At 46.1% G+C, this 17944-nt stretch carries 17 protein-coding genes, 3 tRNA genes and 2 pseudogenes; 8 read left to right on the top strand and 14 right to left on the bottom strand.

Annotated elements, in window-relative coordinates; translation table 11 throughout:
• The first annotated feature begins 20 nt into the window (after nt 1-20).
• The 4 genes from V6N89_RS07145 to V6N89_RS07130 all read left to right on the top strand — a co-directional run bounded on the left by V6N89_RS07145 (nt 21) and on the right by V6N89_RS07130 (nt 2110).
• Nucleotides 21-96, top strand: a tRNA-Val gene (locus tag V6N89_RS07145).
• A gap of 36 nt (nt 97-132) precedes the next feature.
• Nucleotides 133-208 (top strand) — tRNA-Val (locus V6N89_RS07140).
• Between the two features lie 31 nt (nt 209-239).
• Nucleotides 240-315: transfer RNA gene (locus tag V6N89_RS07135), tRNA-Val, on the top strand.
• A gap of 133 nt (nt 316-448) precedes the next feature.
• Nucleotides 449-2110: a response regulator gene (locus tag V6N89_RS07130; RefSeq protein WP_338516970.1), complete on the top strand. Its 1662-nt coding sequence runs from the start codon at nt 449-451 to the stop codon at nt 2108-2110.
• A gap of 9 nt (nt 2111-2119) precedes the next feature.
• Here V6N89_RS07130 and V6N89_RS07125 read toward each other — a convergent pair whose 3' ends face one another.
• Together V6N89_RS07125 and moaA are read right to left on the bottom strand one after the other, a co-directional pair.
• Nucleotides 2120-2647 (bottom strand): GNAT family N-acetyltransferase, encoded by a 528-nt coding sequence (locus tag V6N89_RS07125; protein ID WP_338516969.1) that lies wholly within the window; start codon nt 2645-2647, stop codon nt 2120-2122.
• 113 nt (nt 2648-2760) lie between these two features.
• Nucleotides 2761-3730, bottom strand: a pseudogene (gene moaA / locus V6N89_RS07120) (GTP 3',8-cyclase MoaA).
• Between the two features lie 272 nt (nt 3731-4002).
• On the opposite strand from moaA, the gene V6N89_RS07115 reads away from it, so the two are divergent.
• Nucleotides 4003-5802, top strand: a complete 1800-nt coding sequence (locus V6N89_RS07115) for an ABCB family ABC transporter ATP-binding protein/permease (protein ID WP_338516968.1) — start codon at nt 4003-4005, stop codon at nt 5800-5802.
• A 5-nt stretch (nt 5803-5807) separates the two neighbouring features.
• Nucleotides 5808-6023: a DUF3820 family protein gene (locus tag V6N89_RS07110; RefSeq protein ID WP_159622940.1), complete on the top strand. Its 216-nt coding sequence runs from the start codon at nt 5808-5810 to the stop codon at nt 6021-6023.
• 9 nt (nt 6024-6032) lie between these two features.
• Here the strand turns inward: V6N89_RS07110 and V6N89_RS07105 are convergent, their stop codons facing one another.
• The 4 genes from V6N89_RS07105 to V6N89_RS07090 are packed head-to-tail and all read right to left on the bottom strand — an operon-like array spanning nt 6033 to nt 8776.
• Nucleotides 6033-7397, bottom strand: coding sequence for a TrkH family potassium uptake protein (locus V6N89_RS07105; protein ID WP_338516967.1), 1365 nt, complete (start codon nt 7395-7397; stop codon nt 6033-6035).
• Nucleotides 7394-8050, bottom strand: coding sequence for a potassium channel family protein (locus tag V6N89_RS07100; protein ID WP_338516966.1), 657 nt, complete (start codon nt 8048-8050; stop codon nt 7394-7396). Before V6N89_RS07100 ends, V6N89_RS07105 begins: the two co-directional genes overlap by 4 nt.
• Nucleotides 8051-8063: 13 nt before the next feature.
• Nucleotides 8064-8390: a response regulator gene (locus V6N89_RS07095; RefSeq protein WP_338516965.1), complete on the bottom strand. Its 327-nt coding sequence runs from the start codon at nt 8388-8390 to the stop codon at nt 8064-8066.
• A gap of 11 nt (nt 8391-8401) precedes the next feature.
• Complete coding sequence (locus V6N89_RS07090) at nt 8402-8776, bottom strand: sensor histidine kinase (RefSeq protein WP_338516964.1); 375 nt, start codon at nt 8774-8776, stop codon at nt 8402-8404.
• 126 nt (nt 8777-8902) lie between these two features.
• Between V6N89_RS07090 and V6N89_RS07085 the strand changes: the two genes are divergently transcribed.
• Entirely contained in the window at nt 8903-9199 is a 297-nt protein-coding gene (locus V6N89_RS07085) for a GGDEF domain-containing protein (protein WP_338516963.1), read from the top strand.
• 127 nt (nt 9200-9326) lie between these two features.
• Here V6N89_RS07085 and V6N89_RS07080 read toward each other — a convergent pair whose 3' ends face one another.
• The 4 genes from V6N89_RS07080 to V6N89_RS07065 form a co-directional block, all read right to left on the bottom strand.
• On the bottom strand, nt 9327-10670 hold the full coding sequence (locus tag V6N89_RS07080; RefSeq protein WP_346993589.1) for a class II 3-deoxy-7-phosphoheptulonate synthase: 1344 nt from the start codon (nt 10668-10670) through the stop codon (nt 9327-9329).
• Nucleotides 10671-10813: 143 nt separating this feature from the next.
• A complete protein-coding gene (locus V6N89_RS07075; RefSeq protein WP_338516962.1) occupies nt 10814-11731 on the bottom strand; it encodes an ATP-binding cassette domain-containing protein in 918 nt (305 codons plus the stop codon).
• A gap of 24 nt (nt 11732-11755) precedes the next feature.
• Nucleotides 11756-12703 (bottom strand): FecCD family ABC transporter permease, encoded by a 948-nt coding sequence (locus V6N89_RS07070; RefSeq protein ID WP_431189792.1) that lies wholly within the window; start codon nt 12701-12703, stop codon nt 11756-11758.
• A gap of 31 nt (nt 12704-12734) precedes the next feature.
• Nucleotides 12735-13223 (bottom strand): low molecular weight protein-tyrosine-phosphatase, encoded by a 489-nt coding sequence (locus tag V6N89_RS07065; RefSeq protein WP_226432815.1) that lies wholly within the window; start codon nt 13221-13223, stop codon nt 12735-12737.
• 93 nt (nt 13224-13316) lie between these two features.
• Between V6N89_RS07065 and pepE the strand changes: the two are divergent.
• A pseudogene (gene pepE, locus V6N89_RS07060) lies at nt 13317-14070 on the top strand (dipeptidase PepE).
• Here the strand turns inward: pepE and bioD are convergent.
• The 4 genes from bioD to bioB are packed head-to-tail and all read right to left on the bottom strand — an operon-like array spanning nt 14041 to nt 17910.
• Nucleotides 14041-14730, bottom strand: a complete 690-nt coding sequence (bioD, locus tag V6N89_RS07055) for a dethiobiotin synthase (protein WP_346993587.1) — start codon at nt 14728-14730, stop codon at nt 14041-14043. The pseudogene pepE and the gene bioD overlap by 30 nt on opposite strands.
• A complete protein-coding gene (locus V6N89_RS07050) occupies nt 14727-15539 on the bottom strand; it encodes a methyltransferase domain-containing protein (protein ID WP_346993586.1) in 813 nt (270 codons plus the stop codon). Before V6N89_RS07050 ends, bioD begins: the two co-directional genes overlap by 4 nt.
• A complete protein-coding gene (locus V6N89_RS07045; RefSeq protein ID WP_338516959.1) occupies nt 15536-16786 on the bottom strand; it encodes an aminotransferase class I/II-fold pyridoxal phosphate-dependent enzyme in 1251 nt (416 codons plus the stop codon). The genes V6N89_RS07050 and V6N89_RS07045 overlap by 4 nt, the downstream gene beginning before the upstream one ends.
• Nucleotides 16786-17910, bottom strand: coding sequence for a biotin synthase BioB (gene bioB, locus V6N89_RS07040; RefSeq protein ID WP_338516958.1), 1125 nt, complete (start codon nt 17908-17910; stop codon nt 16786-16788). Before bioB ends, V6N89_RS07045 begins: the two co-directional genes overlap by 1 nt.
• Nucleotides 17911-17944: the final 34 nt, after the last annotated feature.

Below are 17944 nucleotides of genomic sequence, written 5' to 3'. Positions count from 1 at the left end.
TCTTTGTTTTGAAACTAAATGGACGCTTAGCTCAGTTGGGAGAGCATCGCCCTTACAAGGCGAGGGTCACTGGTTCAAGCCCAGTAGCGTCCACCATCTTTCTAAAAGATTTAGTTTCTTGAATTACATAGTGGACGCTTAGCTCAGTTGGGAGAGCATCGCCCTTACAAGGCGAGGGTCACTGGTTCAAGCCCAGTAGCGTCCACCATCTTCTTTATGTAATTCCTCAAATATCAAATGGACGCTTAGCTCAGTTGGGAGAGCATCGCCCTTACAAGGCGAGGGTCACTGGTTCAAGCCCAGTAGCGTCCACCACTTTACACATAACCTCTCTACGTTAATTCCTATTCGTTATTAAAGTTTTGCCTGTAAACGCCCGATAACTCCAATATGCGTGTCTAAACGCATCTAATTGTTATAACAACTATACTTAATTTATGGCACTATCGTGCTATGGTTGAATTTTGTACCTTATTACGGGTTTACGTTAATGAAGCTTAGCTTAGCCAAAAACACTAAGTTGCTGATTGCAGAAGACCAAGTGCTGGCGAAAAGCCATATGCATTATGCGCTCGAGCAGCTAGGTTTCAAGAATATGGACTACGTAGACCGACCGTCAAATGCGCTCGTCGCAATGCAAGAACGAGATTACGACGGCATAATTTGCTCTTACAGCTTACGCTCTGAACAAGGTGGCTATTTTTTACTAGAGCAACTTAACGCAGAACAATCATTACCGCTAACAAGTGCCTTTATTTTCACAAGTGCCGACACCTCCTCTGAAGTGGTTCATGCCATTTTAGAGTTACAGCCCGATGAATTTATCGCCAAACCTTTTTCGGTTAACGAGCTCGATAAGCGATTATCTCGCGTACTGGCGCGTAAAAAAGCATTGAGAAATGTGTATCTGCAAATGGATAAGAAAGACTTTGAAAAGGCGCTTGCCGAAGTAGAAAACCTCTTATTACAACCCGAGCATTCAGAGCATTTCCCCCTTGCATTAAAAATTAAGGGCGAGCTGTTAATTAAAACAGAGCGATATCAACAGGCCATCTCGTTTTACGAATCAATCATCAACATTCAAGATTTTAGCTGGGCTAAGTTGGGTATTGCCACGGCGCTAATAGCACTTGATGAATTTGATGATGCCGAAAGAGAAATTATCCAACTCGCCATGCGCCCTGACGCTGCACTTAATGCATACGACTTGCTTGCCTCTCTTCACATTAAGCAGTCCGCATTTGAAGATGCACTGGAAAGTACTTCTCTAGCTTGCGACATATCGCCAAGAAACATCCCAAGACATCAGCAAGCCATAGATCTTGCGCGAATTACACATGACTATGAAAGCCAATTTAACAGTGCAAAAAAGCTGGTTAGATACGCAAAAGGCTCCATTCACGACAGTCCAGATATCTACCTAACAGCAGCGCGGGCAGGCGTTGACTTCGCGATGACGTCAGACCCCGAGCACGTAAACAATATTGTAAAGCAAACAGGCGAATACTTGCGTCAACTTAAGCGTTCGCACCCAAAGGCCGCTGTTAGTGAAGAGTTAGCCGTCATCGACGCTAGACTTCACTACTTGAAAGACGATGTTGTAAAAGCCCAGCAGTTACTGTCAGACTTTAATATAGATGGCGACTCTTACCATTCCACAGAAGCATTGCTTGACAGGGCAAAAGCGCTGCATGAAATTGGCATGCGCACCAAATCTATAGAAATATTGGACATGATTGCGCAAAGACAGGACTCGCAAGACGGCAAGGTGGACTTACTGGCAACCTACCTAAAGCAAGAGCGAGACGAGCGAAAAACCATTTCATTAAGTCCCAAAACGCTCAACAACACAGCGGTCGCACAATACAAGAAAGGGCATTTGGAACAGTCGTACACTACTTTTGCGCAGGCATTTCGCGTTATGCCGAAAAACCCCTCAATCGCGCTTAATTATTTACAGGCCATTATTCGCTCACGCAAAAATAATTCGCAGCTGCAACCTAATGCCGTTAGTGCCATCAAGAAATGTAGGGAAACACTAGAAACGGCTACCCTTTCAGAAGAGCAGCGTTCTCGTTACGATTCAGTAATGCATATACTTAACAGGTAGGAGAGCCTGCTAGTTGGTGTACACCACAACGGTTTCATGAAACAGCTTGTCTATGTATTCAAGCTCATGACTAAAGGTCATACCAAGCTTTTTCATGATGTTGATAGAAGCGGCGTTATCTGGGTTGGCGATTGCAGAGAACTTTTCGACACCTATATCAAACAATGCATCTTTCACTGCCATAGCAGCCTCGGTTGCATAGCCTTTACCCCACATGCTGCGTTTGAAGCGCCAGCCTAACTCCATGTTATCGCTTTCGGGGTCTTTCGTAAAAAAGCCAAAGGGGCGAACTAATATCCAACCTATACTTTCTTTGTTTTCCAAGGTTTCAACACGCCAAAGCCCCCACCCTAATGCAGGGTTAGAGTAGGCCAGAAAGCGAGGCACAAATATATCTCGTATATCTTCCCTAGAGGACTTCTTTCCTCCATTGATATACTTCATTACCTGTTCGTCTTGGTCTAGTTCCCATAAGAAGTCGGCGTCTGCTTCGGTGATGTAGTGGTAAGAAAGACGCGCACTGTCCATGATATGCATAAACTTCCTTTATCATTATTATTTTTGATTATGTATTAACCGCTGAATATAGCTCATTTTTGCAACAAACCAAACAAATACGGCTAAAAATACCTGCTAACGTATAGTTTTGCTTAACCACCTAACATGGCTAAGTGTTTAGTCGCGCTAGGTTTTGCCTTCGTGCAAATAATGCGTTTCGTGCTTTTGTCCAAGCACATTTTGAAGAAACTGCACAACTTCATTTACGTCACCACCTGCCAATAGCTCGCGCATATCAATACCGTTTTCGCTAAACAAGCATAAATGCAATTTGCCCGGCGCAGAAACGCGAAGTCGGTTGCAGGTTTTACAAAAATCTTTGCTATACGGCATTATCAGGCCAATTTTGCCCGCGTAATCTGGGTGATAAAATTCTTGAGCAGGGCCTGCGTCTTTGCGACGTAGTAAAGGCTGCCACCCCATATCCACCAGCATATCTTTTAATGGCGTGCCACTTTGATGTTGTTTATTGAAAAATTGATGAAGGTCGCCAGTTTCCATCAGTTCGATAAAACGCAAGGTCACGGGCATATCTTTTAGCCATGCAAGAAAACGGTTCAAGCGGCTATCTGAAAAATCGTTAAGCAGTACCGAGTTCACCTTTACGTCTAGGCCGCAGTCGATGGCTGCGTCTAGGCCTCGCAACACGGTCTTAAGTTTATCTTGCCCGGTAATAGCTGCAAACTGACGTGGGTCTAAACTATCAATGCTCACATTAACCTGGTGAAGGCCAGCCTCTTTCCACTGGGCAGCAAATTTTTCCATGCGACCACCATGCGTAGTCATAGCCACACGGGTTATTCCAGGCGTATTAGCGGTTAAACGTAGAATATCCAGAAAGTCGCGGCGAAGTGTGGGCTCTCCGCCCGTTAGCCGTACTTTAGACGTACCCAGTTGAGCAAAGGCTTTTAGCAAGGTATCTATTTCAGCAAGCGACATAAACTCATCGCTAGAAGGGCCGTCGTATCCATCAGGCAAACAATACTGACAACGGAAGTTGCACGCTTCGGTCACTGACAAACGTAAATAATGAAACTGTCTACCGAAACTATCTTCTAACAAACTCACTCCTCGCTGCGTTGCCCGTTGGCATTGCATATCTTTTTTACTTTACGCTTTTCTAACGCTACACATTTAGTAGTTACTAAACTAAACCACTCGTAGTGTACGACGCAAGAAAACAGATTTAAATACCTTCATGAATATAATTAAGACCAAATTAATCTCTTAGATCTTTCATCCCGTATTTTCATCGATGTTATAACTAAAACTGGTGTACGCTATACCACATTGCGTTGCTGTATTTTTACCCTTACTACATTTCACACTAAAAAATGAGAAGAAACCGATTTCCCACCAATGTCGATGAACCTGTTAAATGGCACGTTCTTTCGCAACTTTGGCCTTATTTACTTGAGTTCAAGCGCCGTGTAGCGCTGGCACTTCTTTGTTTGATAGCCGCTAAACTCGCCAGTATTGGTCTGCCCTACGTGCTTAAGTACACGGTCGACAGTTTAAACGGCGACTTAACCACATTAGCCTTAGCGGTGCCTATTAGCCTTATTATTGCTTATGGCGCTTTGCGGCTTATAAACGTTTTGCTTGGCGAAGTGCGTGACACGCTATTTGGCCGCGTTACAGAGCGAGCCATGCGAAGACTTGGGCTTAAAGTGTTCAAACATTTGCATAACCTCGACTTGGGGTTTCATTTAAACCGCAGAACGGGCGGCTTGTCGCGAGATATTGAGCGCGGCACCAACGGCATTAGCTTTTTAATGCGCTTTATGGTGTTTAACATAGTGCCTACCCTGCTAGAAATTGCGCTTGTTGTGGGCCTGCTGTTGGTGCAGTTTGGCGTATCTTTCGCCATGATCATCATATGCAGCGTGGTGGCTTATATTGGCTTTTCTATGAAAGCCACAGACTGGCGCACACGCTTTGTTACTCAAATGAATGAGGCCGACTCTACCACCAACTCGCGAGCCGTAGACAGCTTGCTCAACTTCGAAACGGTAAAATACTTTAACAACGAGGCATTCGAGGCCAATCGCTACGATACCGACCTTGCAGCATGGGAAAAAGCACGCCGTAAAAACCGACTGTCCCTTTTCGCATTAAACGGTGGGCAGGCCAGTATTATTGCTATTGCAATGACCTCTATGATGGCTAATGCCGCGTTTGGAGTAATTAACGGCGAAATGACCATAGGTGATTTTGTACTGATAAACGCCTTTACCATGCAAATATTTATGCCGCTTAACTTTTTGGGCTTTGTGTATCGCGAAATTCGCGGCAGCCTTGCTAATATCGATAAGTTATTCGACTTACTCTCTCAAGCGCCAGCCATTAAAGATGCCGATAATGCGTCTACACTGGTCACAACCAACCCCGTCATCACTTTTGATAACGTGGCGTTTGCGTATAACGAAAAGCGCGAAATTTTAAAGGGCATCAGTTTTGAAGTACCCGCAGGTGCTAAGGTAGCCGTGGTGGGTGAAAGCGGTGCAGGAAAATCAACGCTAATGAAACTACTGTTTCGTTTTTACGAGCCAAGCAGCGGTAGCATTCACATTGATGGGACAGACATTCGCAGTATTACTCAACAGAGCTTACGCAGCCACATAGGTATTGTCCCGCAAGATACCGTGCTGTTTAACACCACACTGCTTGAAAATATTCGCTATGGTAATCCAGATACTTCTATTGAAGACGTTGAAAATGTCATTAAGCTGGCGCACCTAGAAGACTTTATTGCCAAACTTCCCGATAAACTTGAAACCACAGTGGGCGAACGAGGCTTGAAACTGTCTGGTGGCGAAAAGCAGCGTGTTGCCATAGCAAGAGCGCTACTTAAAGGCGCGCCTATTATGATTTTTGATGAGGCCACAAGTTCGTTAGACAGCACCTCAGAGCGTGCCATTCTTTCTGCCCTTCGCGATGCCGCTAAAGGGCACACTAGCTTGGTCATTGCCCACCGCTTATCAACGATTGTTGATGCTGACAAAATTTTGGTGCTTAAAAACGGTCATATTGTAGAAGCGGGCACGCACTCTGCGCTTTTAGCCGCCAACGCTGAGTACGCTACTTTATGGCACGCACAGCAACGCGAAAAGCACGCTGACAACGAGCAATAAGATAGATGGATCCGACACTAATAAAAGATGCCATTAACCAAGTGATGCCATTTGGTAAATACGCTGGAAGGCGATTATTTCATTTGCCTGAACCGTATCTTGTGTGGTTTCACAAACAAGGGTTCCCCCAAAACAAACTGGGGGAACAACTTGCATTGATGTACGAAATAAAACTTAACGGGCTAGAGTCTGTTGTCGAACCTTTATTGAACGACGACTAGCCTAATGCATTACCCTATTGCCAGTTTTGCGTCTGGGTGTTTAATTCTGCTCATGCGAGGGCTGGCGATAAAGTACGCCAGTGTTAACGGGCCGAGTCGACCAATGTACATTAAGAGAATAATAATAAATTCTCCGCTGTCTGACAGATTTCCCGTTAATCCTCTCGATAACCCCACCGTGCCTAATGCAGAAACCGCTTCAAACACGATATCTAAAAATGGGGCATCTTCAGTAATCAGAAGTAAGAAAATAGCTATCCAGGTGATGCCAATCGAAATAAGCGTTAACGCCAGCGCCTTGCTTACTGTTTCAGTACTTATTGCCTTACCGTAAAGTGTAGGTGCAGCACCACGGCTAATATAGTTATACGCAGCAAGTAGCAGCACCACAAACGTCATCAATTTAATGCCGCTTGCGGTACTCATTGAACCGCCACCAATAAACATGAGCAGTAACATAATAGCCGTTGTGGCATCTTCAAGCGACGCTATATCAATGGTGTTAAACCCCGCGGTACGAGGTGTAACAGCCTGAAACCAAGATGCCCATACTGCTGATGCTGTGTCTAATTCACCCAAGGTAGCCGGGTTATCTATTTCGATCATCAATATTGAGATAAACGCCAGCACATTAAGCGCCAATGTGCCCAAGATCATGGTTTTGCCATAAACAGAAATAGGCTGCCATTTTCTTTTTTTAAGCAATTCTAACCACACAGAAAAACCCAGTCCGCCAACAATAAACAACGCCGTTATCGTGATATTGATTACAGGGCTGCCGACATAGGCAGACAAACTGTCACTGCTTAAGGCAAAGCCGGCATTATTAAACGCCGATATCGTGTAAAAAAACGCGTTAAACATGGCATCTGATGCGGGCATTTGGGGCCACCAAAATGCGCTTAAGATCATAAATCCCATCATCTCAACCACAAATGCAAAGGCCAATACGGCTTTCGCGGTAGACACCAATGTAGACATATCGGTTTGGTTAAATGCTTCTTTCACGGCCGATTGCTGTAGAAAGCTCATTTTATTGCCCAGTGCAATAAGCGTGACTACAGCAAATGTCATAAGGCCGAGGCCGCCCAACTGAATAAGTATGGCGATAACGGTTTGCCCCGCTATGGTAAACGCCGTTCCCGTATCGACCATAACCAGCCCCGTCACAGTAACCGCAGACGTTGCCGTGAATAAACTTTCAACCCAAGTAATAGGTTCAACCGTCATCACAGGAAGTTTGAGCAGTAACGTGCCTATAACAATCACGGCTAGAAAACTCAGGCTTAAAATAAGCGGCGGTGCAGCATGTACTTTTGCAGCACCTTGAGGTTTGCGTTCTAACGGCTTGAAAGCCGGACTCCATTTGTTCATTTCACAAACCTAGGCGCAATTTTTACCAGTGAATCACGTGGCCCGCAAAGGATGACGGTGTCGTGCGCCTGTATTTCAAATTCGCCAGCTGGTGATTTATTAAGTGTCTGTCCACGTTTTACTAGAAGGCAGCTGATGTCTTTTTCAAAACCAGACAAAACGCTGCTTATTGGCTGGCGGGCGAAGTCACTATCTAAAATAAGGTCGACAATATAATGCCCGTGCCCAATACCAATATAGTCATTCACCATTGGGTAATTTAGGGCTTGAGCAACCCGTGCGCCCATTTCTTCTTCTGGGTGGATGATTTTTGACACACCCAACTTCGACAATATTGTGTGATGAGCGCTGCTATTTGCTTTTACCCAAATATTTTTCACCCCAAGGTGTTTAAGCGCTAATGTACACAGCAAGCTGGCCTGCATATCTTCGCCAATGGCGACCAATACCGCTTCGCTCTCACATAAATTAAGCTCTGAAAGCGCCCGTTCATCGCTAGCATCACAAATTAGCGCCTGGGTTAAATCACCTGCACAGTGCTCAACTAAGCGCTCATTTTTATCAATGCCAGTTACTGTGTGCCCCATATGAATAAGTTCTAAGCTTGCAGTTAAACCAAACTTGCCTAAGCCCAATACAGTGAAATGCGACATTTACCAACCTCTATTACGAATGAGAAAACCGGTACCCTTTCTTGGGCATATTTTCTATAAATGATGAACTGCAGCCATGATCGTCAAGTTTCTTACGTAACTGACGCACCAGCACAGGAACTCTGCTGGTTTGACGAATGCGGGATAACACGTCAGCACCTTCACCACCAGGCAAGCCCAAATCAAAGAATGACCAAATCGGGCTCTGTATACTGAAAATGCTAATGCCCTTTGCCACGGTAGGCGCTTCAAGGCAGTCGTACCCTTCGGCCCTAAACGCAATACTCAGCATTTGGCGAATGCTCGCCTCGCCTTCAATTACTAAAATACTATTTGTCACATAGCCACTGATTAATACGGACAAACTAAAGTTAAGCAGCAAGCCACTATATCATTGCTAACCGTTATAGTGCCGTTGTGCGCATCAACAATACCCATGCTAACGCTTAGCCTTAGCTCTAACCCTATGCCACTGCCTTGCTGACGCGTAGATTTAAAAAGTGCAAACAGCGCGTCGAGTATTGCGTCACTAAATCCAATGCCTTCGTCAAATATTTGAAATTGAATGTTGTCGCCAATACTGCTTGCTCTTTGCTTCACTGTGCGTTCGCTAAACTTATGTTTGTTATCAATTACGTTATACAGTGCTTGTTCAAAAAGAGATTCAGACAAAGTAACAATTTGATGTGAAGACAAATTTTTTATCACCAAGCGAGAGCTATTCACTCTGACTTCCACCTTTTGTAAAAAAGTAATCAACGATGTTTTGGCCATATTGTGGGCGATTGGGTACTCACTAACGCCGTACAAGCCGTTAAGCCTCTATTGCGCGCCACCGACTAGTTTGGCCGTATGGGCGGTGAAGAGTTTGCTATTATGCTTGCAGGGTGCGATGCACAGCAGGCCATGGCCGTTGCCGAGGATTGTCGTCAAGCCATAGAAGCTATGGATTGTTCACCCTCTGGTGCAGCGTTTAATGTCACCGCAAGCTTTGGCGTAGCAGACTCTACCCAGTGCGGATACAATTTTGATAAGTTATATGGCTGCGCAGATGAAGCTCTTTATCAAAGTAAGCACGCAGGTAGAAATCGCGTTTATCTCTATCACCCCAGTACACAGCAACGTGCACAAACATTGGTACACGCTTAGCGTGGATGCTAGACACATTCATTTTTGATGTGACTGCTGTTAGCTAACTCTTATTTCATAAAAAAGCCCCAGCAACAGCTGGGGCTTTTGTTTACTTTGCTAAATACGCTTTTTTAAATTAAGCGCGTTACGCATTTCTAAGGTGGTCAGCCACCAAGAACGCCATCTCCAATACTTGGTCGGCATTTAAGCGCGGGTCGCACTGGGTTTTATACGCTTGTGCTAGGTCGTCATCGCTAATTTGATATGCACCACCTGTACACTCGGTTACATGCTGCCCTGTCATTTCAAGGTGAATACCACCAGCATGAGTGCCTTCTGCGTCATGCGCTTGGAAGAACTGCTTAATTTCACGCAAAATAGCATCGAAGTTCCGGGTTTTATAGCCGCTTGATGCCGAAAAGGTATTGCCGTGCATTGGATCAGAACTCCACACCACATGACGCCCTTCTTCTTTAACGCGACGTAGTAAGCGCGGCAGATTATCTGCCAAATTGTCTGCGCCCATACGCGTGATCAAGGTTAAGCGACCAGGGTCGTTAAGCGGGTTCAATGCGTCAATCAAACGAATAAGCTCGTCTTCTTGCATGCTTGGTCCTACTTTCACACCAATTGGGTTGTGAATACCTCGGAAGAACTCTACGTGCGCATGATCAAGCTGACGCGTACGCTCACCTATCCATACCATGTGCGCTGAACAATCGTATGGTTTGCCTGTTAAAGTGTCTACGCGAGTAAGCGCCTGCTCATAGTTAAGTAGAAGTGCTTCGTGCGACGTAAACAACGATGTTTCATGTAACGTCGAGCTAGTTTGCGCGTTAATACCAATAACGTCCATAAACTCGAGGGTGTCTTGAATACGCATAGCCATATCAGAATAACGCTCTTTAAGCGGGTTATTCTCTACAAACGCCATGTTCCAACGGTTTACTTCGTGTAGGTCGGCCAAACCACCTTGTGCAAACGCGCGCAGCAAGTTAAGCGTTGATGCACTGCGATGATAGGCTTCAAGTAACCAGTCTGGATCAGGGCGGCGTGCAGCTTCGGTAAATTCAAAGTTATTAATAATATCGCCGCGATAGCTTGGCAAAGTCACACCGTCGCGGGTTTCAAAGTCAGATGAACGAGGTTTTGCGTATTGCCCCGCCATGCGCGCCACTTTAGTTACCGGGCAACGACCAGCAAAGGTTAAAACAATCGCCATTTGCAGCAACACTTTAAAGGTGTCGCGAATTTTTGGTGCGTTAAACTCGTCAAACGATTCTGCGCAGTCACCGCCTTGTAGTAAAAAGCCTTTGCCCAAGCTTACTTCACCTAGCTGACGTCGAAGCTCGCGTGCTTCAGCCGCAAAAACAAGTGGCGGATACGTACTAAGTGTTTGCTCTACTTCGTTTAGTCTTACTTTATCGTCGTACTCGGGTTGCTGAAGAATAGGTTTATTTCTCCAACTGTCTACTTGCCAATTACTCAACGGTGTTCTCCTGAAAAATATGTACGTAGGGCAAATGTTTTACTGAAAATGCTAACTCAAGTGTAGCGCTTTTTTACAATCAGTCTAATTTGAAAAATTGAATGCTATTATTGTTTTTGGGCACTTAAGGCACTTTACCACATTTATTCCAAGGTAATAGGTGCGCAAACTTGAATTTCTAGAAAGTTATCGTGCTTGCTTATAGCAAAATGGCATTCAAACACACGTTCAAGGTTGACCTGAGTGGCAACATCGGCCGGATTACCCTCTGCTACTATCTTGCCTTTTTGCATTAGCCATAAGGTGGTCGCGTAATTTGCACTAAGTGCTATATCATGTGAGCTCATTATAACCGTATTGCCTTTTTCGCTTAATGCTTTTGCCAGCTGCGCCACGGCATATTGATGACGAATATCTACCCCTTGTAACGGCTCATCTAAAAGCACCAAGGCCTCGCCCTGCTCTATCGCTGGCCAAAGTTGAAGCAGTGCTCTACATATCTCTACCCGTTGACGCTCGCCGCCAGACAATTGGGTCAGTATTTTGGGTAGAAAGTCGGTAACTTCCAAGGCTTTTTCAAGTAGCGACGGTATACCTGAAGAAGTCTGTATATCTGCATAAAACTGCAGGTACTCTTGCACGGTTAAATGAAAGCTGCATTCGGTTTGCTGGGCAAGTAACGTGCGCATTGACGCTAAGCTCGCCAGCGACCACGACGATACCGGTTTATTGAACAATGCAACGCTACCCGTATCTGCTTCTAATAACCCAGCTAATACCAATAGCAGCGTAGATTTACCCGCGCCGTTTGGGCCGAGAATGTGTACACACTGGCCTTTGGTCACAGTTAATGACGCGCTATGAAGGCGGTTAGATACGGACACGTCATATAGCGATGCAACCTCTGATGCGACTTGCGATGATACATTTGACGCGCTGTTTGACGAGCTTTGTGACGCGCTGTTTGACACAACAGCTGCACTCACCGCTTGCCCGTGTTCATCCGCCACTTTGTTGGTATTACTTAACGATGGGTTAGCATTGTGTGTGTGTTTATTCATGCTGTTCATGCCATGTGTTAAGGGTTACCCCTTAACCTGCCCTTTTGACAATGCCCAAATTAATAATGGGCCACCAAGGGTTGCGGTAATCATTGATACCGGCAATGTAATGGCGCGCGTAAGCTCAGAGCACAATGCTACCAATAACAGCATGCACGCGCCCGCGAGCGCACTTAGCGGTAGCAATAGTGCATTATTGTGCCCCACAACACGGCGCAGAATATGCGGTACCAGCAAACCGACAAAGGCAATCGAGCCCGCCATAGACACCGCAGCCCCCACCGCGACAGCACTGGCAACCAGCGCACGCTCTGTTAACTGTTCAACATTAACACCACTGCTTTTCGCGGCAATATCGCCAGCATAGAGCTTGTTAAGGTGCTTGGCAACGTAAAGCTGATAACCAACGGCCACCACCACAAAAGGAGCACCTAACGCTAAAATAGGCCAGTTAGTTTGATACAAACTGCCCATCAGCCAAAATGTGAGATTTCGAAGCGCGTTCGCATCGCTTAGCATGTAAAGCCACGCAATAATAGCGCCGCTTAGGGTAGAAATTGCAATGCCCGACAAAATAACCGCAGTAGCAGACCCCAGCAATTTTCGCGCAAGCCGATAAATGATGAAGGTAGAGGCAAGCGCCCCTAAAAAGCATCCGACGGGCAATACATAATGCATGTACGCGTTTGCCCAGTTAGGCGTAAGCAGCAATAGAATAGCCGCCACCAGGCTGGCACCACTAGTTATACCCACAATACCTGGGTCGGCCAGCGGATTTTTTAGCACCACCTGAAGTGTTGCGCCACTTGTTGATAGTGCCGCCCCCACCAATACAGCGGTTAATACCAACGGCACTTGAATTTGTAGCGTGATGTGCTGTTTTAGCGTGTTTGGCGAGTCAGATAACATGACAACCGCAAGTATTGCCGCCGCTGAAACAGTGAATAAAACATACAGCAGCGCGGTGATCACCGCGGGTGTCTTATAAGGGCTAGTTGCAGACTTAATCGTGTTGAGCGTTAGCACTGTTTGCCTTAATATGCGCAATTAATCCGTCTGACGCAGCTTCTATTAAGTCTAGTACCAACTCAAAGCCGCGTTTTCCGCCGTAGTAAGGGTCAGGCACTTCTTTGTCTTCTTCGTCTGCATAGTCTAAAAACAGCTTAATTTTGTCGTGATATTGCGCTGGTGACATGCCGTGCAGGTTAGACAAATTGCTGTTATCCATAGCCAAGATATAGTCAAACTTTTCAAAATCACTTTCGTCAACACGACGGCATTTCAGCCCTTTAAAACTGTAACCGCGTTCAACGCCTGCCGCCTGAGAGCGCTTATCTGGTGGGCTACCAATGTGATAACCATGGGTGCCTGCCGAGTCAATATTTAACGACAATCCAGCCTCTGCCGCTTTTTGTTTAAACACCGCTTCTGCTGTTGGAGAGCGACAAATGTTACCCAAACACACGAACAACACCGATATTGACTGTTCCATTTAACTTCCTTTCACCATGCTATAACGGAGCGTGACTAAACTTTATGTTCAGTTTCACGTATGATACGCCGTCAGAAAAATTGTGGAGTTTGTATGACCGCACATGTACTTATGCTGAGCAGTTCACGTCAAGGTAGTGAGCCTTACCTCGAACACGCCAGAGCGCTTATTTTTGCACACTTAGGTGATATTCGCGACCTTCTATTTGTTCCTTATGCCGCCGTAACACAAAGTTATGATGCATATGTCGATGCCGTGGCCACTGCGCTACCAGAATGTAAGGTAACGGGCTTACACAGTGTTGACGACCCAGTAGCCGCTATAAACAACGCAAAACAAAACGGCCAAGCTATTGTGGTAGGCGGAGGAAACACCTTTCACTTATTGTCGACTCTGTACGCCAATGCGTTAATGGTACCTATGAAACATGCTATTGCCGATGGCACGCCTTATATTGGTTGGAGCGCAGGTTCAAATATTTGTGGGCAATCAATTCGCACCACCAATGACATGCCTATTATTGAGCCACCGAGCTTTGATGCGCTCGATATTGTGCCCTTTCAAATTAACCCACATTACACCGATTACCAGCCGCCAGGCCACAATGGCGAAACGCGTGATCAGCGTCTTGCAGAATTTACCGCTCTCAACCCAACAACTCCGGTTGTTGCCATTCGCGAAGGGACGGCTCTTAAATTAAGCGAAGCCACACTTACTTTTGAAGATGGTCGCGAAAACAAGGCCGGTAACGAACATGAGCACGACGGCTTTATCTTTTTAGGTAATGAGAAAACGCCAATTAATGCTAAGCGATAGCTTAAACCAATTGCTCGATAGCGCACTGTAAAACAGCGTCAGAGGGTTGGGTTTTAAAAGGTATTTCCGCCAGCAATGGCGCTGGCATCATGGCTTTTAGCGATGCGAGGTTTTCATCGTATCGCGTCATGTTGCCAGTGACATCGTTTGCTACCCAGCCAGCAATGGTTAGGTCATCGGCAATAATAGCTTCGGCAGTAAGCATTGCGTGATTTAAACAACCCAAACGCATTCCCACCACTAAAATAACCAGCATATTTAGCGATTTAACCACGTCAGATAGATAACGTGTCGGCGCGTTGTCATTACCCAAAGACAGCGGCAGTCGCCAACCACCCGCACCTTCCATTAAAAGGAAGTCTACATTGTAGCTTTGTAAGTGGTTTAGCCCTTTTTCAATGGCATCTTGCGTAAGCTCGACGCCTGCTTCGCTTGCCGCTATGTGCGGTGCAATAGGCGGCTTTAGTGCAATGGGGTTTATTTCACTGATAGCTAAAGATAAGCCGCTTGCCTGTTGAATGTTGGCGGCATCTTCATTTACCCATTCGCCATCAACTAAGTCGCAGCCCGCTGCGATAGGTTTGTAACCTATCGTGGTAAGTTTTGCTTGAGTTGCTGCGCGAAGAAGGTGACAGGTTACATAGGTTTTGCCCACTTCGGTGTCTGTCCCGGTTACAAAATACTGCTTCATCGTTGTTCCAACCTGAAATGACTTACGCGGTAGGTAAGCGGTAACTTACTGCCCGCGGCACTAATGTTCTGATAGGCCATGGCGAGTTTCTTGATATCTCTGCGTGATAATGGCGGCTGCTTCTTTCCGGTTTCACCAGCGCCTACCCCTTTCACAGAGTGAAGCAGCGACATAATTGATGAGTGACTGTCCACATAATCTTTGGTGATCACGCGCGTAAGTACGAGGGAAGATTGTTTAAATGCATTAACCCACATGGTCGTTGACGGCATTGGCGTGGTTGCCTCAACAAGCTGCGCAATTTTGCGTGCTTTTTTAAGCTCACTAAATGAGCCATCAACCATAATGGCCAATTCGGCAACACCGCTCTGGCTAAGCACTTTACTGATCTGCTGTGCCACAATAGTAGGTGAGCTTGCCCATTGCAGTGCCATGGATGAAAACACGGTAGTAAATTGACCCGACTCAAAAGGCAGCGACATGGCGCTAGCACGCACAAAATGTGGGCCTGGATAGGTTTCTCTTGCTACGCTAAGCATTCCTTCGGCAATATCGACACCCGTAGTATTCGCGCCCCGCTCGCTCAGCGCTTGTGTGTGCACGCCCGTACCACAGCCGATATCAAGCGCGTTACCTGAAAGCTTTTGCGGTAAGTTATTCAGCGCCTCATGGGCAATCACTTTTTGAATACAGGCAATACTGTCATAGCGCGTCGCCGCTTTTGAAAAACGAGAGGCTACTGCACGCTCATCCATTGCGTTTGAGTTTGCGTTTTCATCTAATGCGATATTATTTTGCTCGGCGTTCACTCGCTACACTCCTCGGCGGCAAGCGCAATGGCATCAAGCAGCACATCAATATCTTGCTGAGTATGATTGGCTGACAAGGTAACGCGCAGCCTATCTTCGTTTTTAGGCACTGTAGGATAACGAATGGCCGTTACCCAAATACCGCGGCGTTTTAGTCCTTCACTTAATGCCACCGCGCGTTTAGGGCAACCAACAATAATAGGCTGAATAGCACTGTTTGAATCCGCAAGCGTAAGCGTTGTTGTGCCACTAAATTTAGCGTTAAAGGCATCTCTGAAATGCATAATATTTTGCGTTAAGGCATCGCGGCGCGGCCTGTCACTAGCAATATGGGTAAGTGAATAAAGGGTTGCCACCGCCTGTGCCGGGGGCATGGCCGTTGAATACACATAGTGTTTGGCAAAATTAACCAAAAAATCAATCAGCACCTGACTTCCGGCAATAAACGCGCCTGCGGTACCTATGGCTTTGCCAAAAGTGCCCATGACGATAGGCACCTGCTCTTGTGTTAGCCCCAACGCTTCAACCGTGCCAAAACCATTTTCACCCAGAACGCCCATGCCATGGGCGTCATCTAGCATAAACCATGCATTGTACTGTTTGGCTAACGCCGCTATTTCAATGCTTGGTGCATAGTCACCGTCCATACTAAATACGCCTTCACTAACAATAAGCGTATCTTGATTGTCTTCTATATTGCCGCGCTTCTGTAACAGGCTTTCTAAATGCGCTAAATCGTTGTGCTTAAAGCGGCGTAGCTGCGCTTGATCTCCCACGCACATGGCGCCTTCTAAAAATGACGCGTGCATCAGTTTGTCAGCCAATATATGGCTTTGCGGTTTTGAACTAGACGCAGAGCTTGATGAAGCAGGCTTACCCGCATGACGTGAAAACAACGCCATGCACAAGGCTTGATTAGCCGCAAAACCTGAATTAAACAACAATGCCGCCTCGCGATTGAGACCATCGGCAATATATGCCTCAAGCGCTAAATGCGCTTGTGTATGCCCTGTCACTAGCGGAGATGCACCGCTACCTGCGCCAAATTGCGCCAACCCTTCTACCCACGATTGCAAAACCCCTTCATGCTGACGCATACCCAGGTAATCGTTGCTCGAAAAGTTAAGGTAGTGCTCGCCATTAATACAAACAATGTTGTCTCTTTCATATTGCTGGCAATGGCGCTGACGAAGCAGGCCTTGCTGGGCGCGCTCCGTCAGTTTTGCTTCTAACCAATTAAAAGCCATTAGGCATCCATCGTGCTGGGCGTTTTATCGCTTTTTGCTTTTGGTTTACTAGCGTCATAAAACAAATCGCTACTGTCTGTTTGCTCTTGCTGTTGCGCTATCTCTTCTTCTAACACTTGTTGGTGAGCTTCATCAGAAAAATCGCGCGTACGCTCGGTATTGATACCAAGCTTTTTAAACAACATTACGTCTTCGTGGGTGTCTGGGTTTGACGTGGTTAACAGCTTGCAACCATAGAAAATAGAGTTTGCGCCAGCCATAAAGCACATAGCTTGCATTTGCTCGTTCATTGCCTCGCGGCCTGCCGATAAACGCACGTGAGATTTAGGCATCATTATACGCGCAACGGCAATAGTGCGAATAAATTCGAAATAGTCGAGATCTTCTACATTATCAAGCGGCGTGCCTTTAACCTTCACTAACATGTTAATTGGTACACTTTGCGGCTGCTCAGGTAAGTTCGCTAGCTGCACAAGCATGCTTGCGCGATCGCTTACTGTCTCGCCCATACCTACAATACCGCCAGAGCATACGTTCATGCCCGCTGCACGCACGTTTTCTAGCGTGTTTAAACGGTCTTGATACGTACGTGTGGTAATAATGTCACCGTAAAATTCTGGCGATGTATCAAGGTTGTGATTGTAATAATCAAGGCCTGCTTGCTTTAAGGCTACCGCTTGATCGCGAGTTAGCATGCCAAGGGTCATACAAGTTTCAAGGCCAAGACTTTTCACCTCTTCAACCATTTTGACAATGTAAGGCATGTCTCGGTCCCGTGGATTTCGCCACGCAGCGCCCATACAAAAACGCGTTGAGCCAACCTGTTTGGCTTCTTTCGCTCGCTGGATCACTTTTTCAATTTCAAGCAAGCGCTCTTTTTCAAGGCCAGTGTCATAGCGCGCGCTTTGCGGGCAGTATTTACAGTCTTCAGGGCATGCACCTGTTTTAATCGACAATAGCGTACTTACTTGTACTTCGTTTGGGTTGAAGTTTTGTCTATGAACCACCTGCGCTTCAAACAGCAGGTCGTTGAACGGCATTGCAAATAATGCCTCTACTTCGGCTTTGGTCCAATCGTTACGAATAGTTGTCGTTTGCGCCTGTTGCGCTGAAGCCAGTGTCATTGACTGTCCTTTACTAATTAAGAATGCTGGCTTA

The organism is Alteromonas gracilis, from assembly GCF_036870955.2.
GTDB lineage: Bacteria > Pseudomonadota > Gammaproteobacteria > Enterobacterales > Alteromonadaceae > Alteromonas > Alteromonas gracilis_A.
This window is presented reverse-complemented; position numbering and strand designations above follow the sequence as displayed.

What these genes read in the sequence shown, in the direction of transcription:
- V6N89_RS07125 (WP_338516969.1), bottom strand. Translation starts at nt 2,647, where the DNA reads ATGCATATCATGGACAGTGCGCGTCTTTCTTACCACTACATCACCGAA.
- V6N89_RS07115 (WP_338516968.1), top strand. Translation starts at nt 4,003, where the DNA reads ATGAGAAGAAACCGATTTCCCACCAATGTCGATGAACCTGTTAAATGG.
- V6N89_RS07110 (WP_159622940.1), top strand. Translation starts at nt 5,808, where the DNA reads ATGGATCCGACACTAATAAAAGATGCCATTAACCAAGTGATGCCATTT.
- V6N89_RS07105 (WP_338516967.1), bottom strand. Translation starts at nt 7,397, where the DNA reads ATGAACAAATGGAGTCCGGCTTTCAAGCCGTTAGAACGCAAACCTCAA.
- V6N89_RS07100 (WP_338516966.1), bottom strand. Translation starts at nt 8,050, where the DNA reads ATGTCGCATTTCACTGTATTGGGCTTAGGCAAGTTTGGTTTAACTGCA.
- V6N89_RS07085 (WP_338516963.1), top strand. Translation starts at nt 8,903, where the DNA reads ATGGGCGGTGAAGAGTTTGCTATTATGCTTGCAGGGTGCGATGCACAG.
- V6N89_RS07075 (WP_338516962.1), bottom strand. Translation starts at nt 11,731, where the DNA reads ATGAATAAACACACACACAATGCTAACCCATCGTTAAGTAATACCAAC.
- V6N89_RS07065 (WP_226432815.1), bottom strand. Translation starts at nt 13,223, where the DNA reads ATGGAACAGTCAATATCGGTGTTGTTCGTGTGTTTGGGTAACATTTGT.
- bioD (WP_346993587.1), bottom strand. Translation starts at nt 14,730, where the DNA reads ATGAAGCAGTATTTTGTAACCGGGACAGACACCGAAGTGGGCAAAACC.
- V6N89_RS07045 (WP_338516959.1), bottom strand. Translation starts at nt 16,786, where the DNA reads ATGGCTTTTAATTGGTTAGAAGCAAAACTGACGGAGCGCGCCCAGCAA.
- bioB (WP_338516958.1), bottom strand. Translation starts at nt 17,910, where the DNA reads ATGACACTGGCTTCAGCGCAACAGGCGCAAACGACAACTATTCGTAAC.